The 25715-nt window shown below is 39.0% G+C and carries 19 protein-coding genes and 5 tRNA genes; 19 read left to right on the top strand and 5 right to left on the bottom strand.

Annotated features, from left to right (window positions below):
- Positions 1-52: 52 nt before the first annotated feature.
- A complete protein-coding gene (gene hflX / locus CGICJO_RS00740) occupies positions 53-1303 on the bottom strand; it encodes a GTPase HflX (RefSeq protein ID WP_486499284.1) in 1251 nt (416 codons plus the stop codon).
- Between the two features lie 167 nt (positions 1304-1470).
- Between hflX and CGICJO_RS00735 the strand changes: the two genes are divergently transcribed.
- Both CGICJO_RS00735 and nadC read left to right on the top strand, forming a co-directional pair.
- Entirely contained in the window at positions 1471-2940 is a 1470-nt protein-coding gene (locus CGICJO_RS00735) for an L-aspartate oxidase (RefSeq protein WP_087377597.1), read from the top strand.
- Positions 2937-3776: a carboxylating nicotinate-nucleotide diphosphorylase gene (gene nadC / locus CGICJO_RS00730; RefSeq protein ID WP_486499283.1), complete on the top strand. Its 840-nt coding sequence runs from the start codon at positions 2937-2939 to the stop codon at positions 3774-3776. The genes CGICJO_RS00735 and nadC overlap by 4 nt, the downstream gene beginning before the upstream one ends.
- A gap of 401 nt (positions 3777-4177) precedes the next feature.
- Here the strand turns inward: nadC and glmS are convergent, their stop codons facing one another.
- Positions 4178-5998, bottom strand: coding sequence for a glutamine--fructose-6-phosphate transaminase (isomerizing) (gene glmS / locus CGICJO_RS00725; protein WP_486499282.1), 1821 nt, complete (start codon positions 5996-5998; stop codon positions 4178-4180).
- Between the two features lie 503 nt (positions 5999-6501).
- On the opposite strand from glmS, the gene CGICJO_RS00720 reads away from it, so the two are divergent.
- From CGICJO_RS00720 to CGICJO_RS00645, 16 genes are all read left to right on the top strand, one after another.
- Positions 6502-6816, top strand: coding sequence for a YerC/YecD family TrpR-related protein (locus tag CGICJO_RS00720; protein WP_087377603.1), 315 nt, complete (start codon positions 6502-6504; stop codon positions 6814-6816).
- Positions 6816-7565, top strand: coding sequence for a class I SAM-dependent DNA methyltransferase (locus tag CGICJO_RS00715; protein WP_486499281.1), 750 nt, complete (start codon positions 6816-6818; stop codon positions 7563-7565). Before CGICJO_RS00720 ends, CGICJO_RS00715 begins: the two co-directional genes overlap by 1 nt.
- A gap of 41 nt (positions 7566-7606) precedes the next feature.
- Positions 7607-8503, top strand: coding sequence for an Hsp33 family molecular chaperone HslO (hslO, locus tag CGICJO_RS00710; RefSeq protein WP_486499280.1), 897 nt, complete (start codon positions 7607-7609; stop codon positions 8501-8503).
- A gap of 186 nt (positions 8504-8689) precedes the next feature.
- Positions 8690-8765, top strand: a tRNA-Val gene (locus CGICJO_RS00705).
- A 3-nt stretch (positions 8766-8768) separates the two neighbouring features.
- Positions 8769-8845: transfer RNA gene (locus CGICJO_RS00700), tRNA-Asp, on the top strand.
- Between the two features lie 5 nt (positions 8846-8850).
- Positions 8851-8926 (top strand) — tRNA-Phe (locus tag CGICJO_RS00695).
- Between the two features lie 5 nt (positions 8927-8931).
- Positions 8932-9007, top strand: a tRNA-Gly gene (locus CGICJO_RS00690).
- Positions 9008-9098: 91 nt separating this feature from the next.
- Positions 9099-9173: transfer RNA gene (locus CGICJO_RS00685), tRNA-Cys, on the top strand.
- A gap of 166 nt (positions 9174-9339) precedes the next feature.
- Complete coding sequence (locus CGICJO_RS00680; RefSeq protein ID WP_486499279.1) at positions 9340-9615, top strand: hypothetical protein; 276 nt, start codon at positions 9340-9342, stop codon at positions 9613-9615.
- A gap of 618 nt (positions 9616-10233) precedes the next feature.
- Complete coding sequence (locus CGICJO_RS00675) at positions 10234-11799, top strand: type I restriction-modification system subunit M (protein WP_486499278.1); 1566 nt, start codon at positions 10234-10236, stop codon at positions 11797-11799.
- A gap of 79 nt (positions 11800-11878) precedes the next feature.
- Entirely contained in the window at positions 11879-13081 is a 1203-nt protein-coding gene (locus CGICJO_RS00670; protein ID WP_486499277.1) for a restriction endonuclease subunit S, read from the top strand.
- The gene (locus CGICJO_RS00665; protein ID WP_486499276.1) at positions 13071-13577 is read left to right on the top strand and encodes a HEPN domain-containing protein; all 507 of its coding nucleotides are present in this window, start codon (positions 13071-13073) and stop codon (positions 13575-13577) included. The genes CGICJO_RS00670 and CGICJO_RS00665 overlap by 11 nt, the downstream gene beginning before the upstream one ends.
- A gap of 54 nt (positions 13578-13631) precedes the next feature.
- On the top strand, positions 13632-14105 hold the full coding sequence (locus CGICJO_RS00660) for a hypothetical protein (RefSeq protein WP_486499275.1): 474 nt from the start codon (positions 13632-13634) through the stop codon (positions 14103-14105).
- Between the two features lie 25 nt (positions 14106-14130).
- A complete protein-coding gene (locus tag CGICJO_RS00655; protein ID WP_486499274.1) occupies positions 14131-14631 on the top strand; it encodes a hypothetical protein in 501 nt (166 codons plus the stop codon).
- 19 nt (positions 14632-14650) lie between these two features.
- Positions 14651-17761 (top strand): type I restriction endonuclease subunit R, encoded by a 3111-nt coding sequence (locus CGICJO_RS00650; RefSeq protein WP_486499273.1) that lies wholly within the window; start codon positions 14651-14653, stop codon positions 17759-17761.
- A 51-nt stretch (positions 17762-17812) separates the two neighbouring features.
- The gene (locus CGICJO_RS00645) at positions 17813-21583 is read left to right on the top strand and encodes a tetratricopeptide repeat protein (protein WP_486499272.1); all 3771 of its coding nucleotides are present in this window, start codon (positions 17813-17815) and stop codon (positions 21581-21583) included.
- Positions 21584-21687: 104 nt separating this feature from the next.
- On the opposite strand, the gene CGICJO_RS00640 is transcribed toward CGICJO_RS00645, so the two are convergent.
- The 3 genes from CGICJO_RS00640 to CGICJO_RS00630 all read right to left on the bottom strand — a co-directional run bounded on the left by CGICJO_RS00640 (position 21688) and on the right by CGICJO_RS00630 (position 24130).
- A complete protein-coding gene (locus CGICJO_RS00640; RefSeq protein WP_486499271.1) occupies positions 21688-22650 on the bottom strand; it encodes a DUF2806 domain-containing protein in 963 nt (320 codons plus the stop codon).
- A gap of 25 nt (positions 22651-22675) precedes the next feature.
- Positions 22676-23107, bottom strand: coding sequence for a hypothetical protein (locus CGICJO_RS00635; protein ID WP_486499270.1), 432 nt, complete (start codon positions 23105-23107; stop codon positions 22676-22678).
- 72 nt (positions 23108-23179) lie between these two features.
- On the bottom strand, positions 23180-24130 hold the full coding sequence (locus CGICJO_RS00630) for a tyrosine-type recombinase/integrase (RefSeq protein WP_486499269.1): 951 nt from the start codon (positions 24128-24130) through the stop codon (positions 23180-23182).
- A 297-nt stretch (positions 24131-24427) separates the two neighbouring features.
- On the opposite strand from CGICJO_RS00630, the gene CGICJO_RS00625 reads away from it, so the two are divergent.
- The gene (locus CGICJO_RS00625) at positions 24428-25609 is read left to right on the top strand and encodes an IS110 family RNA-guided transposase (RefSeq protein ID WP_087376648.1); all 1182 of its coding nucleotides are present in this window, start codon (positions 24428-24430) and stop codon (positions 25607-25609) included.
- Positions 25610-25715 lie beyond the last annotated feature (106 nt).

Here is a 25715-nt window from a genome sequence, read left to right as displayed (position 1 = left end):
TATTATTATACCACATTTTTGTAACCTGTACAACGAATAAAGTCGGATACAATTATTCTGTGATGTAATCCCTTATGCGTCCGTAAAGAATTTCATCCACAACCGCTTCAACCTCTATGCCCTCGGCTGTGTATTCCTCGGAAATAAGTGTTCCCGACTTGCGTATTTCAGCGGAAATTCCCGCCATGGAGAAAGGAAGAAGAAGCTTTACCCTTTTCATTCTTACAGGAAGATTGTCTTCAATAGCCTGTAAAAGCCTGTCTATTCCTTTTCCGGTTTTTGCGGAAATTCTCACGGAATTGCCGATTGATACAATATCGTTTTCTGCGGAAAGCAGGTCGCATTTGTTGAGCACAGGAATTACAGGTCTGTCTTTACAGCCAAGGCTTGCCAGCAAATCCTCGGTAACCTCAAGGTGAAGCTTTGCTTCATCGTTGCTTACGTCGCATACGTTTAATATTATGTCGGCGTTTGCAGCTTCTTCCAAGGTTGATTTAAAGGCTTCAACCAGATGGTGGGGCAGACGGCGGACAAAACCTACCGTGTCTATAAGCATAACGGTGATTCCTGACGGAAGTTTCAATGCCCTTGAGGTTGGGTCAAGGGTAGCAAAAAGCTTGTCCTCAGCCAAAACTCCCGCCTGTGTGAGATAATTCATAAGTGTTGACTTTCCGGCGTTTGTATAGCCTACGATTGCAACTGTTATGACATTGTCCTTTTCACGGCGTTTTCTAAGTCTTTCACGGTGTTCTTCAACCTCTTTAAGCTGTTCCTTTAATGTTTCTATTTTTCTTCTTATGTGTCGGCGGTCGGTTTCAAGCTTTGTTTCACCTGGGCCTCTTGTGCCTATTCCGCCGCCCAAACGTGACATCTGAACGCCCTTACCTGTAAGTCTTGGAAGCATGTATTTAAGCTGGGCAAGCTCTACCTGTAATTTGCCCTCCTTTGACCTTGCTCTTAAAGCGAAAACGTCAAGGATAAGCATTGTTCGGTCAATAACTCTAACGTCGGTGGCCTCTTCAATGTTTCTTATCTGTGTAGGTGAAAGCTCACAGTCAAAAATAAGCAAATCTATCTCATGAATGTCACAGTATTCCTTTATTTCCTCAAGCTTTCCGGAACCCACATAGGTGGCGGTTTCCGGTCTTTCCAGCTTTTGTGTTATGCTTGCAACAGGCTCTGCGCCTGCGCTTTCCGTAAGCTCGAAAAGCTCTTCAAGAGATGACAAAGCGTCATATTCTCCTGTATCAACGCTTACAAGCAAAGCTCTTGTTACTTTTTCCTCGTTGTTCTGTATTTCCATAAATACCTCCGGTTTGTAAACTGAAAGTTCGTTTTTAACATAGATTTTATCAAATTGTCTTATTTATTACAAAAAAATTGAAAACACTATTTTAAATCAAAACTAATTGTAGTATAATATATTCAAATAATTTTGTAAACCAACATTTAATAACAGGGGTAAGGAAAATGGATAAACAATATGATGTGGTAATTGTCGGCACAGGCGTTGCAGGACTTTACGGAGCCCTTCAATATTCGGAAGATGTTAAGGTTTTGCTTCTTTCCAAAAAGGAACTTACCTTGTCCAATTCATCATTGGCACAGGGCGGAGTTGCCGCAGTTTTGGATACAAGTCATGACAACTACAAACTGCATATTGCCGATACTCTTATTGCAGGAAAATATAAAAATAATTTGTCCGCTGTTGAAAAGCTTGTAACAGAAGGCCCTTCCGATGTTTTAAACCTCAAGGATATGGGTGTTGATTTCGACAGAAACAAAAGCGGCGAGCTTATGGCAACCTTAGAGGGCGGCCATTCAAGAAATCGAATTGTTCATCACAAGGACTCAACAGGCAAGGAAATAGTTGACACACTTTTAAGACTTGTGGCTCAAAAGAAAAATGTAACAATACTTGACAATGCTCTTGTATACGACGTTGACAAGGTTGAAAACGGATTTTACATAAGCTTTTTGAGAAACGGAGAAAACATCTGTGTTTCTTCAAACTTCTGCGTTTTGGCTACAGGCGGCATAGGCAGAGTTTACAAGTACACAACCAACTCCGCAATAGCCACAGGCGACGGTATAGCTTTTGCCCACTTGCTGGGAGCTACAATAAGCCATCTTTCCCGTGTGCAGTTCCATCCTACAGCTTTCGCTTCCGAAAACAACAGAGAGCGTTTTCTCATAAGCGAAGCAGTAAGAGGAGAGGGTGCATATCTTCTCAACTGCAACGGCGAGCGTTTTGTTGAACGCTATGACCCAAGGGGAGAACTTGCACCTCGTGACGTTGTTTCCCACGCAATTATGGAGGAGGAAAAACGCACAGGCAGCGAGAAGTTCTACCTTGATATAACATATAAAGACCCTGAATTTTTGAAAAACAGATTCCCGATGATATATTCAAGATGTCTGGAAGAGGGCGTGGATATTACAAAGGACTGGATTCCTGTATTCCCATGCCAGCACTATCTTATGGGCGGAATTAAAGTTGATTTGGATGCCGCCACAACTGTAGAGGGACTTTACGCTGTGGGCGAGTGCTCCAACACAGGAGTTCACGGAGCAAACAGACTTGCCAGCAACTCACTGCTTGAGGCTCTTGTATTCTCAAGAAGAGCGGCTGAGGATATCATGCGTCACCTTTCAGAGAGAGGCAGACAGGAAATCACAGCGGCGCCTCCTGTTCATGACATCCACGGCGAACCGCTGCCAAAGGGAATAAGAACAGAAATCAGAGAGATAATGCAGGATACATATTTTGTAATTCCAAAGCTTGACAAGGTTGAGGAAAGCTACAAGAGAGTTGACGAGATAGTAAACAAGCTCATAACAACAAAATACGAGATAAACGCCGACTATGTAGAGGCAAGAAGCCTTGCAATAGTTGCAGGAATTATTTTAGGTGAAGTAAACGGAGGAATAAACTTATGATGTTAAACCAGATGTATGTGGACAACCTTATAAAGACAGCTCTTTTAGAGGATATAAACTACATAGACGTCACAACAGATTATCTTATAGATGAAGACCAGGAGGGTGCGGCTCAGTTCCTTGCAAAGGCTGACGGCGTTCTCTGCGGACTTGACGTGGCTTTGAGAGTATTTGAGCTTTTACAGCCGGACTTCAAAGCGGAGGTTTTCAAAAAGGACGGAGACGTTCTCAAAAAGGGCGACATCATAGCCAAGGTTTACGGAAAAACAAGAACAATCCTCAAGGGCGAGCGTACAGCTTTGAACCTCATTCAGCACATGAGCGGTATTGCAACAGCTACAAACGAAGCTGTAAAGCTTGTTGAGGGAACAAAGGCTTCCATTGTTGATACAAGAAAGACATTGCCGGGTATGCGTCCTTTGCAGAAATACGCAGTCACAGTGGGCGGCGGAAAGAACCATAGATATAACCTTTCCGATGCGGCAATGCTCAAGGATAACCACATTGACGCAGGCGGCGGAATTACAAACGCTGTTAAAAAGCTTAAATCAAAGCTTGGCCACATGACAAAGGTTGAGCTTGAGGTTAGAACTCTTGATGAACTGAGAGAAGCTTTAAGCGTTGACGTTGACGTAATTATGCTTGACAATATGTCAAATGAGATGATGGCAGAAGCTGTTAAAATCACCGATGGCAAAGCAATCCTCGAAGCAAGCGGCGGCATAACAGCGGAAACACTGAGAGGCGTTGCTGAAACAGGCGTTGATATAATTTCAATAGGCGCATTGACACACTCAGTAAAAGCCTTTGATATTTCTCTTAAAATATTGAAGTAATAAAAAATCGGATAAAAATAAAATTCAGGCAATCACCATTATTTAAGGTGTGCCGGAATTTTTTGTGTTTTAATTTATAGGATATAATTCTGCAAAAGAAAATAAAGAAACAGCCATGGTTTACTTCAAATATAACCATGGCTGTAAAATTATAAATATTCAAAATCAAAGCCAACCGAGAGCGAGCCATTCCAAAGATTAAGAATAACGTTTCGCCCGACGTGTGCAGGTGTTAATTTCCGTTGCTAAGTTCATGCACGTCGGAAATAAAAACGTCTCGCCCGCCTTGAAACGACGTTCATTTTCAAGTAAAAACTTTGCAAGGCGGATATAAAAAACGTCTCGCCCGCCTTGAAACGACGTTTATTTCCAAGTCAAACCTTTGCAAGGCGGATATAAAATTACTCGACGGTTACGCTTTTGGCTAGGTTGCGGGGTTGGTCTACGTCACAGCCTCTTAAAACGGCGGTGTAGTAGGCAAAAAGCTGTAAGGGGATTACTGAGAGTAAAGGCATGTAAATGTCCTCAGCATTGGGAATTGAGAGAACGTAACGGGCTACACTCATGTCAACGGGCAATCCCTCTTTCACTATTAAAAGCACCTTGGCGCCCCTCGTTACAACCTCTTTTATGTTGCTTACGGTCTTTTCGTAGATGTCTGACTGGGTGGCAACGGCGATTACAGGCACGTCTGTGTCCATAAGGGAAATTGTGCCGTGTTTAAGCTCGCCGGCGGCGTATGCCTCGGAGTGCATGTAGGATATCTCTTTGAGCTTTAATGAGCCTTCAAGAGATATGGCATAGTCAAGACCCCTGCCGATAAAAAACATGTTGGCGGCGTTCTGAAAGCGTGAGGCGTAGTATTTGCAGTCGTCGGTTTTTTCAAGAATTTTCTGCATCTGTGAGGGCATTGTCAAAAGAGTTTCGCCCATCTTTTTGGCAGAGTCTAAATCAATTTTACCTTTAGCAAGGGCAAATTTGATTGCAAGAAGATACATAACACCAAGCTGTACCGTATAAGCCTTTGTGCTGGCAACGGCGATTTCAGGGCCTGCCCAGGTGTAAATAACATAGTCTGCCTCTCTGGCAATGGATGAACCCACTACATTGACCACCGCAAGGGTTGTAATGCCCTGCTGTTTTGCAAGGCGCAGAGCCGCCAGTGTGTCCGCCGTTTCTCCCGATTGACTTATTACCATCATAAGGTCGTTTTCGTGGAAAATAGGGTTTCTATAACGAAATTCAGAGGCAATCTGTACGTCAACGTCAACCCTTGCCAAAGCTTCGATAATATTTTTGCCTATCATTCCTGCGTGCATTGCGGTTCCGCAGGCTACAATGTGAATTTTGTTTGTGTTTTCAAAGAGAGAATCGGGGATTTTTTCGTTTGAGAAATCAACTAAGAAATCTTTAAGACGTGGGCTTATTGTGTCGTTTAAAGCCTTTGTCTGCTCGAAAATCTCCTTGAGCATGAAATGGGGATAACCGTCCTTTTCCGCCGCCTCAACGTCCCAGTCGGCTGTGAGAGTTTCCCTTTCAATTGTTTCTCCGTCCGTTGTGTAAACGGTGACAGAGTCTTTTTCCAAAACAGCTATAAGGTTTTCATCCAAAAGCTGATATTGGTTTGTGTATTTTAAAACCGCAGGAATATCGCTGGCTATAAAGTTTTCGCCGTTTCCTATGCCGATGATAAGAGGGCTGTCTTTGCGCAGAGCAAAGATTTTTTCCGGGATATCCCTGAACATTATACCCAATGCATAACTGCCCTTAACGGCCATTATAAGCCTTTTTATGGCGTCCATAGGGTCGCCCTTGTAATAATAGTCCAAAAGCTTAGCCACAACCTCAGTGTCCGTTTCGCTTAAAAAGCTGTAGCCCTTTTTAAGAAGCTTGGTTTTAAGCTCCATGTAGTTTTCAATAATTCCGTTGTGAACAATGGTGATACGGGCGTTTCCGTGGGGGTGAGAGTTGATGTCACTTGGCTCTCCGTGAGTTGCCCAGCGTGTGTGACCTATTCCGCAGGTGCCTTCGGGAGTTCCAACCTGCTTGATTTTTTCTTCCAAATCTTTAAGTCGTCCCTTGGTCTTTACCGTTACAAATTCCCCGGCATGGTGAATTGCAATACCTGCCGAATCGTAACCACGGTACTCAAGCTTTTTAAGTCCTTCAACAAGAACTCCTGCTGCCTGCTGTTCTCCTACATATCCAACTATTCCACACATAATATTTACCTGTCTTTCTGAGTTTGTCTTGTCTGAAAGCTCTGTTTCTCCCCTTGCGGAGAGGGTTTAACAATCAGACTGACGACACCGTATAAACGGCGCCGAAAGAGCATCCGCCGAATTTTCGATAACTCTTTCCCTCGTCACCGCAGTACAGGCATGCGGTCTGGCGCTGATAAATTACAGATAATAAACCTCCCTTTCAGCTTGTTTTGCCGTACAGCTTCTGTAAAAAATCTTTCAACATTCTACTACAGGTTAAGATAAAAGTCAATCAATATTTCTAATATTATGCATTATGCGAAAGTTTTATACACTAAAAATTAAATATTTATTCAATTATATTTTTCTCTAAACGTGAATTTATACTTCTTACGTTTTGACCGATTTGATAAACTTTTTTAAACTTAAATTAAAAGCTTTACTTTTACACTTTTATATGTTAAAATTGTAAAGGACTGATTTATGAAATCGAAACCTTTTTGAGTTACAGGAGGAAACTTATGAATTCAAAAATTAAGGACGAGACAGTAGACTTTTTGTTTAAAGCTATTTTGTCTCTGGAAACAATGGAAGACTGCTACGACTTTTTTGAGGACCTCTGCACTGTGCCGGAAATCAAGGCTATGTCACAGCGTCTTTATGTGGCAAAACTTCTTTCAGACAAATGTGTTTACAGCGATATTGTAAACAAGACAGGAGCATCAACAGCGACTATAAGCCGTGTAAATCGTGCTTTGATTTACGGCTGTGATGGATATAACCTTGCGTTTCGACGCATTGAAAAAAAGGAAAAAGAGGCAGAGGGTAAAGAGTGATGGCGTCTTACGGTGTTTTTGCCGACTATTACGATTCCCTTACGGAAAACGTGGAGTATCTGCGCCGTGCCGACTATATTACAGAAGTATTTGAGAGGCTTAACCACAATATGGGGTTAAGCCTTGATCTTGCCTGCGGCACAGGAAGCCTTACAATAGAGCTTTTTAAAAAGGGCGTCGATATTTACGGAATAGACGGCTCATATGATATGCTTGCTCAGGCAAAGGAGAAAGCCGACGAGCTGGGACTTGATATATTATTTCTCTGTCAGAAAATGGAAAACATAGACCTTTACGGAACAATAGACACATGTATCTGCACTTTGGACAGCATAAACCACCTTGTAAAAAAAGAAAAGGTGCAAAAGACCTTTGATAAGGTTTCTTTGTTTATGAACAAGGGCGGATATTTTTTGTTTGACGTAAATTCTCTGTACAAACATCAGCAGGTTTTGGGAAACAATACCTTTGTCTATGATACCGACGACGTTTTCTGCGTATGGCAGAACAGCCTTTCTGAAAATAATGTTGTAAATATTCAGCTTGATTTTTTCTGCGCAATGGAAAACGGAAAGGATTACAGAAGATACAGCGAGAATTTCTCAGAAAGAGCCTACAGCCATGAGGAAATAGAAGAAATGCTTCATAATTCCGGATTTGAAACAGCGGCTGTATACGGAGATTTAAGCTTTGAACCGCCGAAACCTGAGGAACAGAGAATAATTTATGTTGCAAGAAAAGTGAAATAATGGCATAATAGTGTCTAAATAATAAATAGGGAAGTGAAACAATGAATAAAGATAAAATCATAAGATGTATAACAAGCGACGGAGGCATAATGGCTTCCGCTATAGATTCAACAGGCATAGTTTTTACAGCTCAGGAGCTTCACCACACCACAAGCTGCGGCACAGCGGCTCTGGGAAGACTGCTGACAGCGGCTTCTATGATGGGCGCACAGCTTAAACAAAAGAACGCAGTGATAAACCTCAGCGTAAAGGGAAACGGCCCTCTGGGCCCTGTTGTAGCCGTTGCAAACAGCAAAGGTAATGTAAAGGGTTATGTGGGAAACTGGGATTGCCCTACAGAGCACTACAGCAACGGAAAGATAAATGTTGCCGCCGCAGTTGGTAAAGAGGGCATACTCACAGTTATGCGTGACTACGGAAGCGGCGACCCGTATATAGGACAGGTTCCTTTGGTAAGTGGAGAGATAGCTGAGGACATAACAAACTATTACGCCACAAGTGAGCAAATTCCAACAGTATGCGCTCTTGGAGTTTTGGTGGATAAAAATAACGGACTGGTTTTGGCTGCCGGAGGATTGCTTATACAGCTTCTGCCAGGTGCTACAGACGAAGAAATAGAAAAGCTCGAAAAGAATGTTGCCGCTTTAGAGCCTGTAACCACAATGCTCGCAAAGGGAATGTCAGTTTTGGATATCTGCAAAAAAGCTTTGGAAGGCTTTGAAGTGGAAGTTTTGGACGAATTCCCAGTAAGCTATGTGTGCGGATGCAGTAAAGAAAAAATAGAAAACGCCATAAGAGGCCTTTCTGACGAAGAAATAAAGGAAATAATAGAGAAAGAAGGGGCAGCAAAAGCCTCCTGCAACTTCTGTAATAAAAAATTTATTTTTACAAAAGAGGATTTGGAGAAGATTATTTCCGAGAGAAAAGACAAAAAATAAGGCGAAAATACAGAAAAACAGGGTAAATTATTAGCGATGTTACGTATATTTTAAGTGATATTGTCATAAAATAAAAAAATCAAAAAAAATTTAAAAAAACGCTTGACTTTTACCCTGTGATGATGTATTATAATACACGTCGCTGAAAGACACCACACCGAAACGGCAAAAACGGTGTGAGTAAATGGGAGCATAGCTCAGCTGGGAGAGCATCTGCCTTACAAGCAGAGGGTCATAGGTTCGAGCCCTATTGTTCCCACCATTTGGCCCGGTAGTTCAGTTGGTTAGAACGCTAGCCTGTCACGCTAGAGGTCGACGGTTCGAACCCGTTCCGGGTCGCCAAATTTGCCTCTGTAGCTCAGTTGGTAGAGCAGGGGACTGAAAATCCCCGTGTCGGTGGTTCGATTCCGCCCGGAGGCACCATAAATGCGGATGTAGCTCATCCGGTAGAGCGCCACCTTGCCAAGGTGGAGGTAGCGAGTTCGAGCCTCGTCATCCGCTCCATTGAAAAGCACTTAATAAAATTTATTAAGTGCTTTTCATAACATAAGAGTTAACTGCATATAATAAAGTGTAGTTAAGAAAAAGTAAATAAGGCGTCATAGCCAAGTGGTAAGGCATGGGTCTGCAAAACCCTGATTCCCCAGTTCAAATCTGGGTGACGCCTCCAAAAAGCGATAGGGGAAAGTGTATACTTTCCCCATTGCGTACATCTTATTATTACATGCCTTTAATGATCTTTGAAATACTTTCGCATAATATTCAAGGCAGTATTTGCAGCGAAGGAATGAATATTAAAGATTGTTTTTAATTAACAATAAAAAGGAGAAATAATCATGAAAAAATACATAAAGGAAAGTCACATATATTTGCCAGTATTCTTATTTATAATTGTGCTTGCGGTAGCTTTTGTTATGAAACATTTCTTTTTTAATTATAGTGGAAATGCACAGCTTAATTATACAGCAAATGAGCAACAGGCCCTTGATTTATTGGCTCTTGTAGTTATTTTCCGTCTTTATTATAAAGTTATTAAAAAGTCTTTAATATTCTCTATCAAAGAAACAAAAGGTTTTATAATCAGATATAGAGATTATAAAAAGAGCATGTAATAACACTAATAGGTTCAAGAAATTTGAGCGCATTAGTATTACCGCATAGACGCCCGATTCTCATAACGCTTTCTTCCCGGCACATCATCTTTTCGAAGTGTGTTCCCCAAGATTGTCAATGAGTGAGTGGCTCGCTGGACAAACCGTTGTCTTGGTAGGGTGAACGGTTCATCGTCACGGCGAATGCTTATATGACTCAAGTATCCGTCATGTCAGGCGTGAGGTAAGCAAAACAGCACTTACCTGTTTTTCAAGGTACAGCGAAAAAACAAAAAGCCTGCACCTCTGACACGTCAGAAAAGTACAGACTTACAGCAAAAAATATATCCAAAATAAACGCACACCACAAAGCGTGCGGAAATCCGGCTTCATAAGTCATGCTGAGTATTGTGAGTACTCTCATGGCGCAAGGCTGTCAGTAATTGCAGTTATTGGCAGCCTGTGAGGCTTATTTGTGTTTCCACAAATATATTATAGACCTTTTGATTTTCAAAGTCAATACTTACGAAGGGGAAGTATTGACTTTTTTTGTATTTTTTATTTGTCGAAATTTAATATAATTTGATGATGTATAAATAAAAAACTAAAGATAGTAGACATTTTTTTGGAGGTTTTAGGATGAGTGATATTAAAAAGGAGCAAGAGAGGGACGAGCTTCACAGGGCTATATGGGCGATTGCTGATGAACTTCGTGGAGCTGTTGATGGTTGGGATTTTAAAAACTATGTGCTTGGAACAATGTTTTATCGTTATATATCCGAGAACCTTTGCAGTTATATAAACGAGGGTGAACGTGAAGCAGGTACACCTGATTTTAATTATGCAGATATGTCAGACGATGATGCCTTAGACGCTAAAGAAGGTTTGGTAGAGGAAAAAGGCTTTTTCATTCTTCCCAGCCAGCTTTTTTGTAATGTACAGGCAAAAGCCAAGGATGATGAAAACTTAAACGAAACCTTGGAAAAGGTGTTCAGGAGCATTGAGGATTCAGCAAAGGGAACAGAGTCAGAAAACAGTCTTGCAGGTCTTTTTGATGACTTCGATGTAAACAGCAATAAGCTCGGTGCAACAGTGGCAAAGAGAAACGAGAAGCTTGTAAAGCTGTTGGACGGAGTTGCCAATATGAAGCTTGGGGACAATGTAAAAGATCATCATATAGACGCATTCGGCGATGCTTATGAATACCTTATGACCATGTATGCCAGCAATGCAGGAAAATCCGGAGGAGAATTTTTCACCCCGGCGGATGTTTCAGAGCTTTTGACAAGACTGGGTACAGTGGGAAAAAAGGAAGTAAATAAAGTATATGACCCAGCCTGCGGTTCAGGTTCTCTGCTTTTAAAAGCTGTGAAGATTTTGGGACGTGACAATGTCCGCAACGGATTTTTTGGTCAGGAAATAAATATAACCACTTATAACCTGTGTCGTATAAATATGTTTTTGCACGATATACCATATGATAAGTTCAGCATTGCCTGTGAGGATACTTTGACAGCTCCACAGCATTGGGACGACGAGCCTTTTGAACTTATAGTATCAAATCCGCCATACTCTATAAAGTGGGCAGGCGACAGCGATGTAAAGCTTATAAACGACCCACGTTTTGCACCTGCCGGAGTGCTTGCTCCAAAGAGCAAGGCAGACCTTGCTTTTATTATGCACAGCCTTTCATGGCTTGCCACAAACGGAACCGCCGCAATAGTCTGCTTCCCGGGAATTATGTACCGTGGAGGAGCGGAGAAAAAAATCCGAAAATATCTTATAGACAACAACTATGTGGATTGTGTTATCCAGCTTCCGGGAAATCTGTTTTTCGGTACTTCAATAGCAACCTGTATTATGGTTTTAAAGAAAAGCAAACCGGACAATAAAACCTTATTTATAGACGCCTCAAGCCAGTGTATTAAGGTCACAAACAACAACAGGCTTACAGAGGAAAACATAACTAATATTGTAAATGTTTTTGCAGACAGAAAAGAAGAAAAGCATTTCTCTCATTTAGCCGAATACGAGGAAATTGTAAAGGAAGACTATAATCTTTCTGTTTCCACCTATGTAGAGGCTGAGGACACAAGAGAGAAGATTGATATAGAAAAGCTTAACGCCGAAATAGCAGAAATCGTCAAAAGAGAGCAGTGGCTTAGAGATGAGATTGAGAAAATAGTAAGTGAAATTAACAATTAAGAATGAATAATTAAAAATTGTTTTTAATATGAAACAGGCGGTATAAGCAAAAGAAAAGTCAGAAAAAGGCGGTAAAAATATGAGCAGGCTGGAAGATTTAATACAGCAACTTTGTCCGGATGGGGTGGAGTATGTATCACTCAAAGAGATAGCACATTATTCTAAAACAAGGATTGGCGTGTCAAAAATAGATGAATACACTTATGTAGGAGTAGAGAATCTGCTTCAAAACAAACAAGGTAAAACAAAAGCAAGTATTTTGCCAAGCTCTGGTTTGGTTATTGAATTTAATAAAGATGATATTCTTATAGGAAATATTCGTCCATACCTAAAAAAAATTTGGATAGCCGATTGTAATGGTGGAACAAATGGCGATGTTTTAGTAATAAGAAGAAATGACACTGACACACTTATATCAAAGTTTCTATATTATATTTTATCATCTGACAACTTTTTCCGTTATGATATGCAGAACGCTAAGGGAGCTAAAATGCCAAGAGGAAATAAAGAAGCAGTAATGCAATATAAAATCCCTGTTCCCCAAATTCCCGTTCAGCGTGAAATTGTCAGGATACTTGACAATTTCACAGAGCTTACAGCAGAGCTTACAGCAGAGCTTACAGCCAGAAAAAAGCAGTATGAGTATTATAGAGATAAGCTTTTAACTTTTGGTGATGATGTCCCGATTATAAAGTTAAGAAATGTCGTAAAAAAAAGTTGTTCTGGTTCTACTCCGAAGAAAGGTGATAGCAGATATTATGAAGGAGGCACAATACCTTGGATTAGAACACAGGATGTATACTTTAATGAAATTTATGAGGCAAGTAGTTTTATTACACAGGAAGCGGTTGACAAAACAGCTGTTAAATGGATACCGGAAAATTGTGTCATCGTTGCTATATCAGGTGCTTCAGCTGGACGTTGTGCAATAAATAAAATTAAAACCACAACAAATCAGCATTGTCTAAATATGGAAATTGACTGCTCGAAAGCATTGTATAAATATATTTTTTATTGTTTGACAAATCAATATAATGAGCTTTTATCAAAAAAACAGGGTGCGAGAGGAGATTTAAATTCCACATTAATTTTGGACATAGAAATACCTGTTCCACCACTTGAAGAGCAACAACGTATTGTTAATATCCTCGACAGATTCGATACTCTATGTAATGACCTAACCAGCGGCTTGCCTGCTGAAATAGAAGCCAGAAAAAAACAGTATGAGTATTATAGAGATAAGCTGTTAAATTTTGATGAGGTAAAACACTATGAACAATGATGATAATAGCACGCCTTTTGATTTATCAAAAACAAGGAAATACGATAAAAAAACAGATAAAGATAAACTTAGTAAAAACTTTTATAAGGATGCAAAAATATATTTAGAAGTTGCTATGCATTGCTTTAGTTTTAATCTTAATTGGACACCGGCTGTATTATGTAACATATCCTTTTCCTGTGAATTATTTTTAAAAGCTATATTATACGGTTTTGGAATAGATTTTAAAAATACTCACGGTCTTAAAAATCTCTTTGAAAAGTTGCCTGAAAATGAGCAAAGTTTTATTAAGAAAAGTTTTATTAAGAATAATATTTTAATGGAAAATACAGAAGAAGAGTTTATGCGTTGTCTTGCAGAGCAGAATGAAGCATTTACCCAGTACAGATATATGTGTGAGGCTAAATCAATAGTTTGTAATTATAATTTTTTATTTGCATTTGCACATATTTTAAATTTTGTTTATGAATCATTAGTTAAAGAAAACTTTAAATAATGAATGTTGTAATTTAATAAATGTTTTATATTTGTTTTAAGGAGCTGAATAATAATGAATTATTATGAAAGAATGTACCGTTTTTATGAAAAGATTGTAGGAAAAGAAGCTGACAGCTTGGCTCGTGTTGCTGTAGATAAGGTTATTGAAAGATTAAAGAGTATTACACCGGATAACAGTGATTTTATGCAGTCAGGCGATGACAATTCTATTGCTAACCTTTGGGAAGAAATCTGCGTGCAGGTTCAGGGAGAAAAATCAGCCTCATGGAATGCATATGAAGACTTTATATATTCATGTATTTCAGAGATAATCCCAGACACCTATACTGACAATCAGCTTGATATTCTTTGGTTTAAGACAAAGGAATACGAGGAATGGAGCGGCTGCGAATTTGATGAGGAAGAGGAATTGGAAAGATGTTTCTATAAAGAAATCTATCCGGAGGGAATAGGATATATTGAGGATATTAAAAATATGCTGTATCTCGAAATTATCCAATCAGCAGCAGACGAAGAGCTGGAATAATTAAGAATGATGGAGGGGTAAGATTTTGGAAGCATGGAAAACAATCTTATTGACATCTATTCTTTCAATAATAACGGCAATTATTACAACACGAGTTACGGCATGGTGTAGCCATAAAAATGAAGTAAAAAAGTGGTTGTTAGAAAAGCGTGCGGATATATATTTTTCTTTTTATAATCAAGTAGAACTTGCGTTAAAAGAAAGAGAAAAAGTATTTAGAAAAGAATATCTTTATTCTTTGATTGATCTTAAACCACAAATGAAGCTAATATCATCGGAAAAAACATTTAATACGTTTCGATCATATTATGAATTTATAGAAAATATTGTAAATGAATATGAGTCGTTTTGTAATAAAAATGATCCTGAGAAAAATAAAGATCTTGTAACGCCTTGGGACATTGATATGTATGAATGGCAAGTGGGAAATTATGAGCAGGAACATTTACCAAATAATCAAATTATGAATGTATATATCGAACCATTATATAAAGCGATGAGAGATGATTTAGGGAGTAACATTTAATTCCTAAAAAGGAGGAATTATGAGCATTTATAATCTTGTGGCTTCGACTACCGAAAACACTGTTGTTGCGGAATACGAGCCTGTGAAAAAGCGTTCTGACAGTTATCAAAGTGAAGCAGAGCTGGAAAAAGAGTTTATATCTTTGCTTACCCAACAGGGATATGAATATCTTAATATTCACAAAGAGGACGAGCTTATAAACAATCTTCGCCGCCAGCTTGAAGCCTTGAACAATATTTCTTTTTCTGATGATGAATGGAAGCGTTTTTTCTCCGACTCAATAGCCAACAACAATGAGCATATTGTAGAAAAAACCAGAAAAATACAGGAGGACAGTGTTCAGGTTCTCAGGCGTGACGACGGTTCTTCAAAGAATATTTCATTGATTGATAAAAAGAATATACATAACAATCGCCTGCAGGTTATAAATCAATACGAGGTCAGCCGTGAACAGGGCGCAAAGCATGACAACCGTTATGATGTGACAGTCCTTGTAAACGGACTTCCATTGGTGCATATAGAGCTGAAACGCAGAGGCGTTGCTATAAGAGAGGCTTTTAATCAGATAAACCGCTATCAAAGGGATTCGTTTTTTGCAGGTTCAGGACTTTTTGAATATGTCCAAATTTTTGTGATTTCCAACGGCACAAATACAAAATATTATTCCAACAGCACCAGATTTAACGCCATAAAAGAACACAGCTCAAGGTCGGGAAAAAAGGTAAAGACAAGCAACAGCTTTGAGTTTACCTCTTTTTGGGCAGATGCAAATAACAGAATTATCCCGGACTTGGTAGACTTTGCAAAAACATTTTTTGCAAAGCATACTATTTTAAATGTATTGACACGCTATTGTATTTTTACTTCGGAAAATCTTCTCCTTGTAATGCGACCGTATCAAATTACCGCTACAGAAAAGATTTTAAATAAAATTGAAATTGCCAACAATTATAAGCTATATGGTAAAACTGCCGGAGGAGGTTATATTTGGCATACCACCGGAAGCGGAAAAACTTTGACTTCATTTAAAACCGCAAGACTTGCTTCAAAGCTTCCCTACATAGACAAGGTTTTGTTTGTAGTTGATAGAAAAGATCTTGACTATCAGACAATGAAGGAATATGACAGGTTTGAGAAGGGTGCCGCAAACAGCAATACATCCACGGCGGTTTTAAAAAGACAGCTTGAAAATGAAAACGCAAGGATAATTATAACCACAATACAAAAGCTCTCCACCTTTATAAAGAAAAACAAGGAACACAGTGTTTACGGAAAACATGTTGTAATTATCTTCGATGAGTGTCACCGCAGTCAGTTTGGAGATATGCACAGGGCAATTACAAAGAGCTTTAAATATTATCATCTTTTCGGATTTACAGGAACGCCTATATTTGCCGTGAATTCTGGAAACGGAAAATATTTTAATCTGAAAACTACGGAAGACGCTTTTGGCGAAAAGCTTCATACATACACTATTGTTGACGCTATAAACGACAAAAATGTTTTGCCTTTTAGGGTTGAATATTTCAAAACCATGGAGGCAGAACCGGATATTGATGATAAAAATGTATGGGACATCGACAGAGAAAAAGTATTTATGGCTCCCAAAAGAATTGAGCTTGTCACAAAACATATTTTGGAACACTTTGACCAAAAGACCTACAGAGGAAACAAAAGCTATATCTTTAACAGTCTTGTAAATGTTTCAGAGGTGGCTTCCGATAAAAAAGGCGTTATCGACGAGATAAAGGAAAAACAGCGTGTAAGCGGTTTTAACTCAATCTTTGCCGTGTCATCGGTTGATATGGCAAAGCTCTATTATCAGGAATTTAAAAAGCAGATGGAAAAAGACCCGTCTAAAAAGCTTAAAATTGCCATCATCTACAGCTATGGAGCAAATGAAGAAGAGTCGGACGGAATTATTGACGAGGAAAACTCTGAGGATACCAGTGCACTTGATCAGAACAGTCGTGACTTTTTGGAAAAAGCTATCAAAGAGGATTACAATAAAATGTTTGGCACAAGCTATGACACCTCTGCTGACAAATTCCAAAACTATTATAAGGATGTTTCTTTGAGAATGAAAAACAAGGAAATTGACCTTTTAATTGTAGTCAATATGTTCCTCACCGGATTTGACGCAACTACCCTCAATACTCTGTGGGTTGACAAAAATCTGAAAATGCACGGATTGATACAGGCGTTCAGCCGCACAAACAGAATATTAAATTCAATAAAAACCTTTGGAAATATAGTTTGCTTTAGAAATCTCCAAAAAAGAGTTGATGATGCTCTTTCACTGTTCGGAAATAAAAACGCCGGAGGTGTTGTTCTGCTGCGTAAATTTGAGGATTATTTTTACGGCTACACAGGAGAGGACGGAAAGAAACATCCGGGTTACTCCGATATGATTGAAGAACTTGAAAATAAATTCCCCCTGTTCGAACCGAGGATAGGGGGAGAGCAGAACCAAAAGGATTTTATAATGCTGTTCGGAGCAATTCTCAGAATGAGAAATCTTCTTTCTTCGTTTGATGAGTTTGAGAAAAATCAGCTGATTTCAGAAAGTGATTTTCAGGATTATCTTGGACGTTATCAGGATTTGCACGATGAATGGACAAGGCATAACAAAGGCGAGAAAGAGGATATTACCGATGACGTTGTGTTTGAAATTGAGCTTATCAAGCAGATAGAAATCAATATAGACTATATCTTAATGCTTGTTAAAAAATACAGCGACAGCAGTTGCCAGGATAAAGAAATACTTGTAACAATAAAAAAGGCTGTTGATGCAAGCCCAGAACTGAGAAGCAAAAAACAGCTTATTGAAAACTTTATTGCAGGTATTAACGAATCTGATGATATTATGTCGGAATGGTACGACTTTGTGGCAAAGGAAAGAGAAAAAGAGCTTGTAAAAATAATTGCAGAGGAGAAGCTCAAAGAAGCCGACACAAGAAAGTTCATACAAAACGCCTTTCGTGACGGAGAAATAAAGACAATAGGAACAGACATAGATAAACTCATGCCTCCGGTATCCCGCTTCGGAAACAACAAACGAGCCGAGAAAAAACAAAAGGTAATAGAAAAATTAAAAGAATTTTTTGATAGGTTTTGGGGGATAGGGTAGGAATAATTTTACAACAGTTGACGGTTGTTTATTAGGAAAGGATGGTAGAATATGTCTGGTATTATTGATGTTATAAATCTATTAAAAAATGTTGTAGATACTGCTGATAATGTCGGAGGGAAAATCGGTTCCGTTCAAACTCTTTATGAGCTTTTTAAGAAGGGCAATCACATAGATGAAACTATGGAGGCCATGAGAAAAAAGTCAAAAGAGGCATATGATAAGTACTGCAAGAACAGAAAATACAGGGAAAATGATTTGGGAATTCCGATAAAAGAAAGTATTCTTGGGTATTGGGAGTCCTGCCTTGAAAGAAATGTTATACCCAGTGAAAATGATATGGTTCAGTGCGGTATAGCAAGCCCTGAGGAAGCCGAAATTATGCTTCCTTACCTTATGGAAATGTGGATGACTGTTCCGGAATTTTCCCAGTGGCTCAACGGAATAATAAGCAAAAGCAAGTTGGAAAGCATATCTGAAAAGCTCAGAGACCTTCCAAAAATGATTAAGGCTTTGGAAAAAATCGAAAACAAGCTTGAAATCCAGAGCATAAACGGCATTGCAACCATATTGACCGCCTCCTATATCAACGACGCAAAGTGCTCCTGTACTGATTCAAAAATCAAGAATTATTACATGGTAGACAACAGGTTTGACATTATGCTGAGCGTTATAAGTGCAGGTCGGGATGTACCCAGCCCTCAGGTGGAACAAGAGATAGAAAAGACTCTGGAAGCTGGAAATCCTGTTATAATCACCGGAAACGGAGGTCAAGGAAAGACAAGTCTTATGCTCAAAGCGGCCATAAAATGGGTTGAAAGTGGTAAACCTGCTATTTGGCTGGCTTTATCCGGCAGTGAAGAAATATTGGAAAGACAAGCACGAGATTTTTATAACAGCTTGATTCAGTTGGTTCCAACAGGTGAAAGACTGCTGCTTTGCATAGATAACCCTTACGAGGGAAGAAGGTCCTTTGAAAATCTTGGCAGAGCTTGGGGTGATTGTGAGAAAATACAGCTTTTAATGGCAGAGCGTGAAAATAGGCTGACACAGCTTGCGGACCCGGACTCAAATTTGCTTATAAATTGGTTTGAAAATTCCAAACTTATTGTATTGCAGGGTGTTAACCAGAGCAGAAAGTACACTCTGCACGACTATCCTATGAGTTACAGCTATTTTAAAGAGGATGCCGAACGCAGGAAAAAGATAATCAAAAAATCTACCTATTTTTTGGTAAAGGAAAAAGCTGTAAGCGATGAGGGCAGAATTTCAACTATAGAAAAAATATTGGACAGATACGGAAGACCAAATGTCAGTATAGTTGAACTGATTTACCGAACCTTGTTTGAACTAAAAAAAATCGCCTCAAAACCGGGAAGTATCAAGCTGGATTGGGATGAATGGGGAGATTTGTTAAAGAAAGAATTTAATTGTAACTGGAGTTATATAGATCTGTACGGGGTTATTGCAGCTTTTAAGATTTTTAACGTGCCCTTTACACTTTCGCTGTTTTGCAAGTACTTTGATTTTAACCAGAGAAAACTTATAAGCAGAATTCGTGAAAGCTTTTTACCAAGCCACGTGGAACCCGTGATATTCAAAAAAAACAAAGAAGACAAAGAAGAGCTTCAGACAAAGCACGATGTTATTGCAGAACTGTTTTTCTCCTTTAACAAAAGAAAAATTTCCATTGATGATTTAATATTGAACTTGATAGAGGTTATGGACGAGAGCGAAACAGAGATATTTTTAAAGTGCATAGTTGAAAACAACAAAAAAGAAATAAAGAAGGGCTATAAGCATCTTGTGGGTGATATAGATTACTGGAGCTATATGAAAAAAATATATCTCCGCAGTAAAAATGGAAACTTTAATCTTTTGTACAGGTCAAAGGCGTACCTGTGCCTCGGAGCGATTTGGGCAAAAAAGCAGAAGTCTGAGGATGAAGATCTTTTGAAGGCTATGCTTGAGAGTACTGCACCTCCTGTAGACAATGATATATTGCTGGCAAAGCTTTATACGGAATGGGGAATTTTGGCAGCAAGTAAAAAGGATAAGAAACTTGCCGAAGAAAAGTTTATGGAAGTGATAAATAATATTCCCAAACAAATCCCTGCCAGAACAGAGTTAGGTCGCCTGCTGTCAAAGCAGGCAGGAAGAGAAGCTGAGGCAGAGCAATATTTGAAGGAAGTAATAGAAATAGACCCGAAGAATATACAATCGAGAACAGAGTTAGGTCGCCTGCTGTCAAAGCAGGCAGGAAGAGAAGCTGAGGCAGAGCAATATTTGAAGGAAGTAATAGAAATAGACCCGAAGAATATACAATCGAGAACAGAGTTAGGTCGCCTGCTGTCAAAGCAGGCAGGAAGAGAAGCTGAGGCAGAGCAATATTTGAAGGAAGTAATAGAAATAGACCCGAAGAATATACAATCAAGAACAGAGTTAGGTCGCCTGCTGTCAAAGCAGGCAGGAAGAGAAGCTGAGGCAGAGCAATATTTGAAGGAAGTAATAGAAATAGACCCGAAGAATATACAATCGAGAACAGAGTTAGGTCGCCTGCTGTCAAAGCAGGCAGGAAGAGAAGCTGAGGCAGAGCAATATTTGAAGGAAGTAATAGAAATAGACCCGAAGAATATACAATCGAGAACAGAGTTAGGTCGCCTGCTGTCAAAGCAGGCAGGAAGAGAAGCTGAGGCAGAGCAATATTTGAAGGAAGTAATAGAAATAGACCCGAAGAATATACAATCGAGAACAGAGTTAGGTCGCCTGCTGTCAAAGCAGGCAGGAAGAGAAGCTGAGGCAGAGCAATATTTGAAGGAAGCAATAGAAATAGACCCGAAGAATTTGCATCCGCATACAGAGTTAGGTCGCCTGCTGTCAAAGCAGGCAGGAAGAGAAGCTGAGGCAGAGCAATATTTGAAGGAAGCAATAGAAATAAATGCTAAGGATATACAATCGAGAACAGAGTTAGGTCGCCTGCTGTCAAAGCAGACAGGAAGAGAAGCTGAGGCAGAGCAATATTTGAAGGAAGCAATAGAAATAAATGCTAAGGATATACAATCGAGAACAGAGTTAGGTCGCCTGCTGTCAAAGCAGGCAGGAAGAGAAGCTGAGGCAGAGCAATATTTGAAGGAAGCAATAGAAATAGACCCGAAGAATTTGCATCCGCATACAGAGTTAGGTCGCCTGCTGTCAAAGCAGGCAGGAAGAGAAGCTGAGGCAGAGCAATATTTGAAGGAAGCAATAGAAATAGACCCGAAGAATTTGCATCCGCATACAGAGTTAGGTCGCCTGCTGTCAAAGCAGACAGGAAGAGAAGCTGAGGCAGAGCAATATTTGAAGGAAGCAATAGAAATAAATGCTAAGGATATACAATCGAGAACAGAGTTAGGTCGCCTGCTGTCAAAGCAGGCAGGAAGAGAAGCTGAGGCAGAGCAATATTTGAAGGAAGCAATAGAAATAGACCCGAAGAATTTGCATCCGCATACAGAGTTAGGTCGCCTGCTGTCAAAGCAGGCAGGAAGAGAAGCTGAGGCAGAGCAATATTTGAAGGAAGCAATAGAAATAGACCCGAAGAATTTGCATCCGCATACAGAGTTAGGTCGCCTGCTGTCAAAGCAGGCAGGAAGAGAAGCTGAGGCAGAGCAATATTTGAAGGAAGCAATAGAAATAGACCACAAGAATTTACACGCTCGAAATGTGCTGGCAGAATTGTATGAAAAGTTGGGCAGGCTTTCAGAGGCAAAAAAGCTTTATCAGGAAATATGTGATATTGACCCAGAAAACAAATATGGACTTGGAGGATTGTCACGGTTGAAATAGCGCAGTTGCTTGCCTAATTGCTCATAAGAATTAAACCAATAAACAATCCCTGTAATTCAGAAATAAGAATAAATTGCAAGGATTTTGAAATATTATGATGTTGTTTAAAAGAGTAAATCCTCATTTTCAAAGCTGTTTGTTCCAGTGATTCGATAGGCGGAAATTTTTAAATCTGGGTATGTTTCTTTCAGTTCTTGATAACAGCAGAGTTTATATTCTGTGTTTTCAGTAAAATTCGGAGAACTACTGATAATTTTGAAAAGATCTATTCCGCTTGTGGTCAAAAAATATGGCTCTATGGACAGAAAATTATTTTTATTTTCATCAGCGAATATAAGACAGATTATACTTTTATCATGCATATGCAAAATATTGTTTGTTTTAAAATCTGTAGTCAATGCGTTGTCGATAGAAAGCAGTCCGCTTTCTATCATAGGAACAATATGGGTTGAGTATTTCATGCCGGTATTTTCTATTATTGCGTAGCTTTTTTCATTTGTGCCGTCAAGTTCATGAAATCCATTGCTGAAGATAAATGTACAGTCACCGCTCGATACAACATAACGGCAAAGATTATTAAAGATTTTTGCTTCTTTTTGGGATAGATTTCTTATAATGTCGAGGGTTCTGAGAGAACAGACTCCTGGTTGTTTGATTTCTCCAGCCAAAACCTGTCCCCAAAGTTTTTGTAGTTCTTCATTGCTTATATTGCTGACAGCATCAAAAAATCTCATAAGCCAGTCGAAATCCACCGGTTCATCGGAGCAAGTTTGTTCGTTTTCTTCGTTTAGTTCTTCTGCCGCAAAGTTAACTGTATGTACGAAATTTTTCAGTTTGGCAATTTCGTACATGGTAAAAGTCTGATTTTCAAACAATTCCATATTTTTCTGTTTTTTGTATATCTCAACATCAACCTCGGCTTTGCCGTTTTTTAAGGTCAATGTTGGGGTGTACAGCGTTTTAAATATGTCGGTGGCAGTATCAAACAATTTTATTAGAACCGGCGATGTGGCAATTACGGGAGCCACACTGTTTATTATCTCTATAAGTCCGTTTTGGTCAATCATATTTATCCTCCTATCTATTAAAATATTAAATCACATTTCTTATATCATTTTCTACGATATTAAACCTCATAAACTCGGGAATGGAGTATGCTAATGCTTCTTCCTTTATGGTGTTGTCGTTATTTACATTTGCTAATATCAATATGCTGGCAGGGAAGAGCGGATCTTTTAATTTTAGATGACGTAGCTCTTCATATCGGTTACATATTGGTACATTATTTACTCTGCTTATATAATCGAGCATTGCAAGGAGATAAAGGCATTCCGAATACCATTTTCTTTTATAGTATTCCGTGATTTCATCTTTTTCTAAAAGATCGATGATGAAATCTATATCGCCCTTTTCTTTGAGGCGGTGGCATACATTGCTTTTGAAAAGCTCAAAGTCAATGCGACTGGAAGTTTCATCAGTGCAGTTTGTTAATTTATTTTGTGCGTTGCTATTGTTGGTTGACACAGTGAACACCTCCTATTATTGATATTATAAGGGTATACCGTTATAATATCAATAAATTTTATCCTAAATATTTTATATTATCCTATCCAGCACATTGGTTTCTTTGTAGTTTTTTTCAAACAGGTGGATATAGGTGTCATAGGTTGTGCGGACGCTGGAGTGTCCCATTATATGGCTTACGGATTTTATATCACAGTTTTCTCTGAAGAGCAGGGAAGCGAATGTATGGCGCAGACAATACAATTCCCTTGGAGTGACTTCAGCTTCCTTTAACAGTGCGTACCAATTTCGTCTTAACATATCGGGTTTTACTATCTTTCCCTCGTGCTGCATTATAAATTTACCTTTTGGGTTGGTTTTACTTGCAATTTGTTTTAGTGCATATTTAGCGTTATTATTCAAATAGATTTTTCGTCTGCTGCTTGAGGTTTTAAGGGTTTCTTGGAGAAGAACCACATAGTTGTCGTTCTTTTCGTCGTGATATGAAACAACGCTTCTTTGTATGTATATATAATCGCCTTTAATATCGCTCCATTTAAGACCCAATAATTCACATGGGCGCAGTCCTGTGTTCAGAAGGAAATAATATCCCCAGCCTATATAAGGCTCTAAAAGACTGCTCTTATAGGTTCTCACTGATATGGCGAATTTAAGGCGTTTGATTTCCTCGGGAGTTAAAATTGATTTTTCCTTTGATGGGGAAAAATTATTTTTCTTTGGTTTCTTAATTGGTAGCATAGGATTATTGGGAACATCTCCTATGTACTGTGCAAACTTAAAACAGGCGTTTACAGCTTCATATATTTTCTTTGAGGTAGATAGGGAATAGGTGCCATACACAAATTCAAAGAAATCCAACACTTGTTGAAGTTCAATTTCACACATCGGAATATGTCCTAAATAGGGAATTACATTTTTGGTTACTGTTCTGTAAAGGCGATCGTATGAGGTTGGTTTTAACTCTATTTTTTTACATGGAAGCCAAACCGTTTTGTAATATTCTGTCAATGTTTTTTCTGTCATAAAAATTCTCCTTGTATAATAAATTTAGGTTGATAAGGGAGCCTATCTCCCAAAATCAACTGTATAATTATTCAACATAATGTTGTATAATTGTAGTTATTAGATAGAGGATGTCGTATTCTCCTTGGGGAGCCAAAAACTACTCCGTACTGGAAAGACTGACACCTCTTTCTGATAAACAGATTACGAATAAGTTGGATGTTGACGGCTGATTGCCGTACTTCGAATATAGAACAAGGCAGTAACGTTTATCAGATAAGAGGAACTATCTAAAATCTGTTTATTTAGGTGAATGTTATGCTTTATCTCGGAATTGATATCGGCAAAAATACTCATGTTGCTTCTCTTATTGATGAAACGGCAAAACCATTATTCAAAGCATTCTCGTTTTCAAACACAACCGAAGGCGCAAACAGCCTGATTGAAAAATTATCAGTACATATCAATAATCAATCAGAAGTTGAAATAGGAATGGAGGCTACCGGTCATTATTGGCTTTCGATTTACTCATTTCTTGTTGAAAACGGATTTGTTGTTCATGTCGTTAATCCTATTCAAACTGACGGCTGGCGAAAAGGGACTGAAATCAGAAAGCGTAAAACAGATTTCATCGATTCTGTTCTCATTGCTGATTTGATACGCTACGGTGATTTTGTTGAAACCTCACTGTCAGATGAAGACACAATGTCACTGCGTAATCTGTCACGCTTTCGCACTTATCTTGTTTCGTCCATTTCAGACTTGAAGCGCAAGGTAATCTGTGTTCTTGACCAGGTGTTCCCAGAATATCACACTGCTTTTTCAGATGTTTTCGGCGAAACCTCTAAAGAACTTCTTTCGCACTTTCAGACTGCGGATGATTTTGAAAACATCTCTTCTGAACAGCTTGAAAACGTGCTCAAAAAGGTCTCTTTTAAGGGTTTTGCCAAAAACAAAATCACTCAGATTTCAGAGCTCGCAGCAAGTTCTTTCGGACTGAAGTTCTGTCAGGATAGCTTCTCTTTACAGCTTCGGCTTTTAATTGAGCAGATTAAATTTATTGACGCTCAGGTATGTGATGTGGAAGCAGAAATCAAAGTTATCCTTGATAAAATTAATTCTCCTATTATGACTGTACCGGGTGTAGGCAATATTAACGCCGCTGTTATTTTAGGAGAGATCGGTGATATCTCTCGCTTTTCAAACGCTTCCAAGCTTGCTGCTTATGCAGGTATAGACGCTTCTGTCAGCCAATCCGGTGAATACCAATCCACCAATAACAAAATGAGTAAGCGTGGCTCTCCCTATTTGCGCAAAGCTCTGTTTCAGGCTGCCTTGATTGCAGCCTTTCATGATCCGGTTTTCTCGGCTTTTTATCAAAAAAAGCGATCCGAGGGCAAGCATCATCTTACTGCTGTTGGTGCTGTTGCCAGAAAGCTTTGTAACACCATTTTTGCTGTTTTAAAATACAATACCGCTTACGTCCCTCAATTTAAATAATCTTTTTATACCCACTTATCCATCGACTTGGACTTTTTGTTCAGGTCTTTTTGTCTTGCATATTTTTTCATCCCTTATTCGTTATTTTTTTATTTTTCCTATTGAC

It is taken from the genome of Candidatus Limousia pullorum, from assembly GCF_057405065.1.
This window is presented reverse-complemented; position numbering and strand designations above follow the sequence as displayed.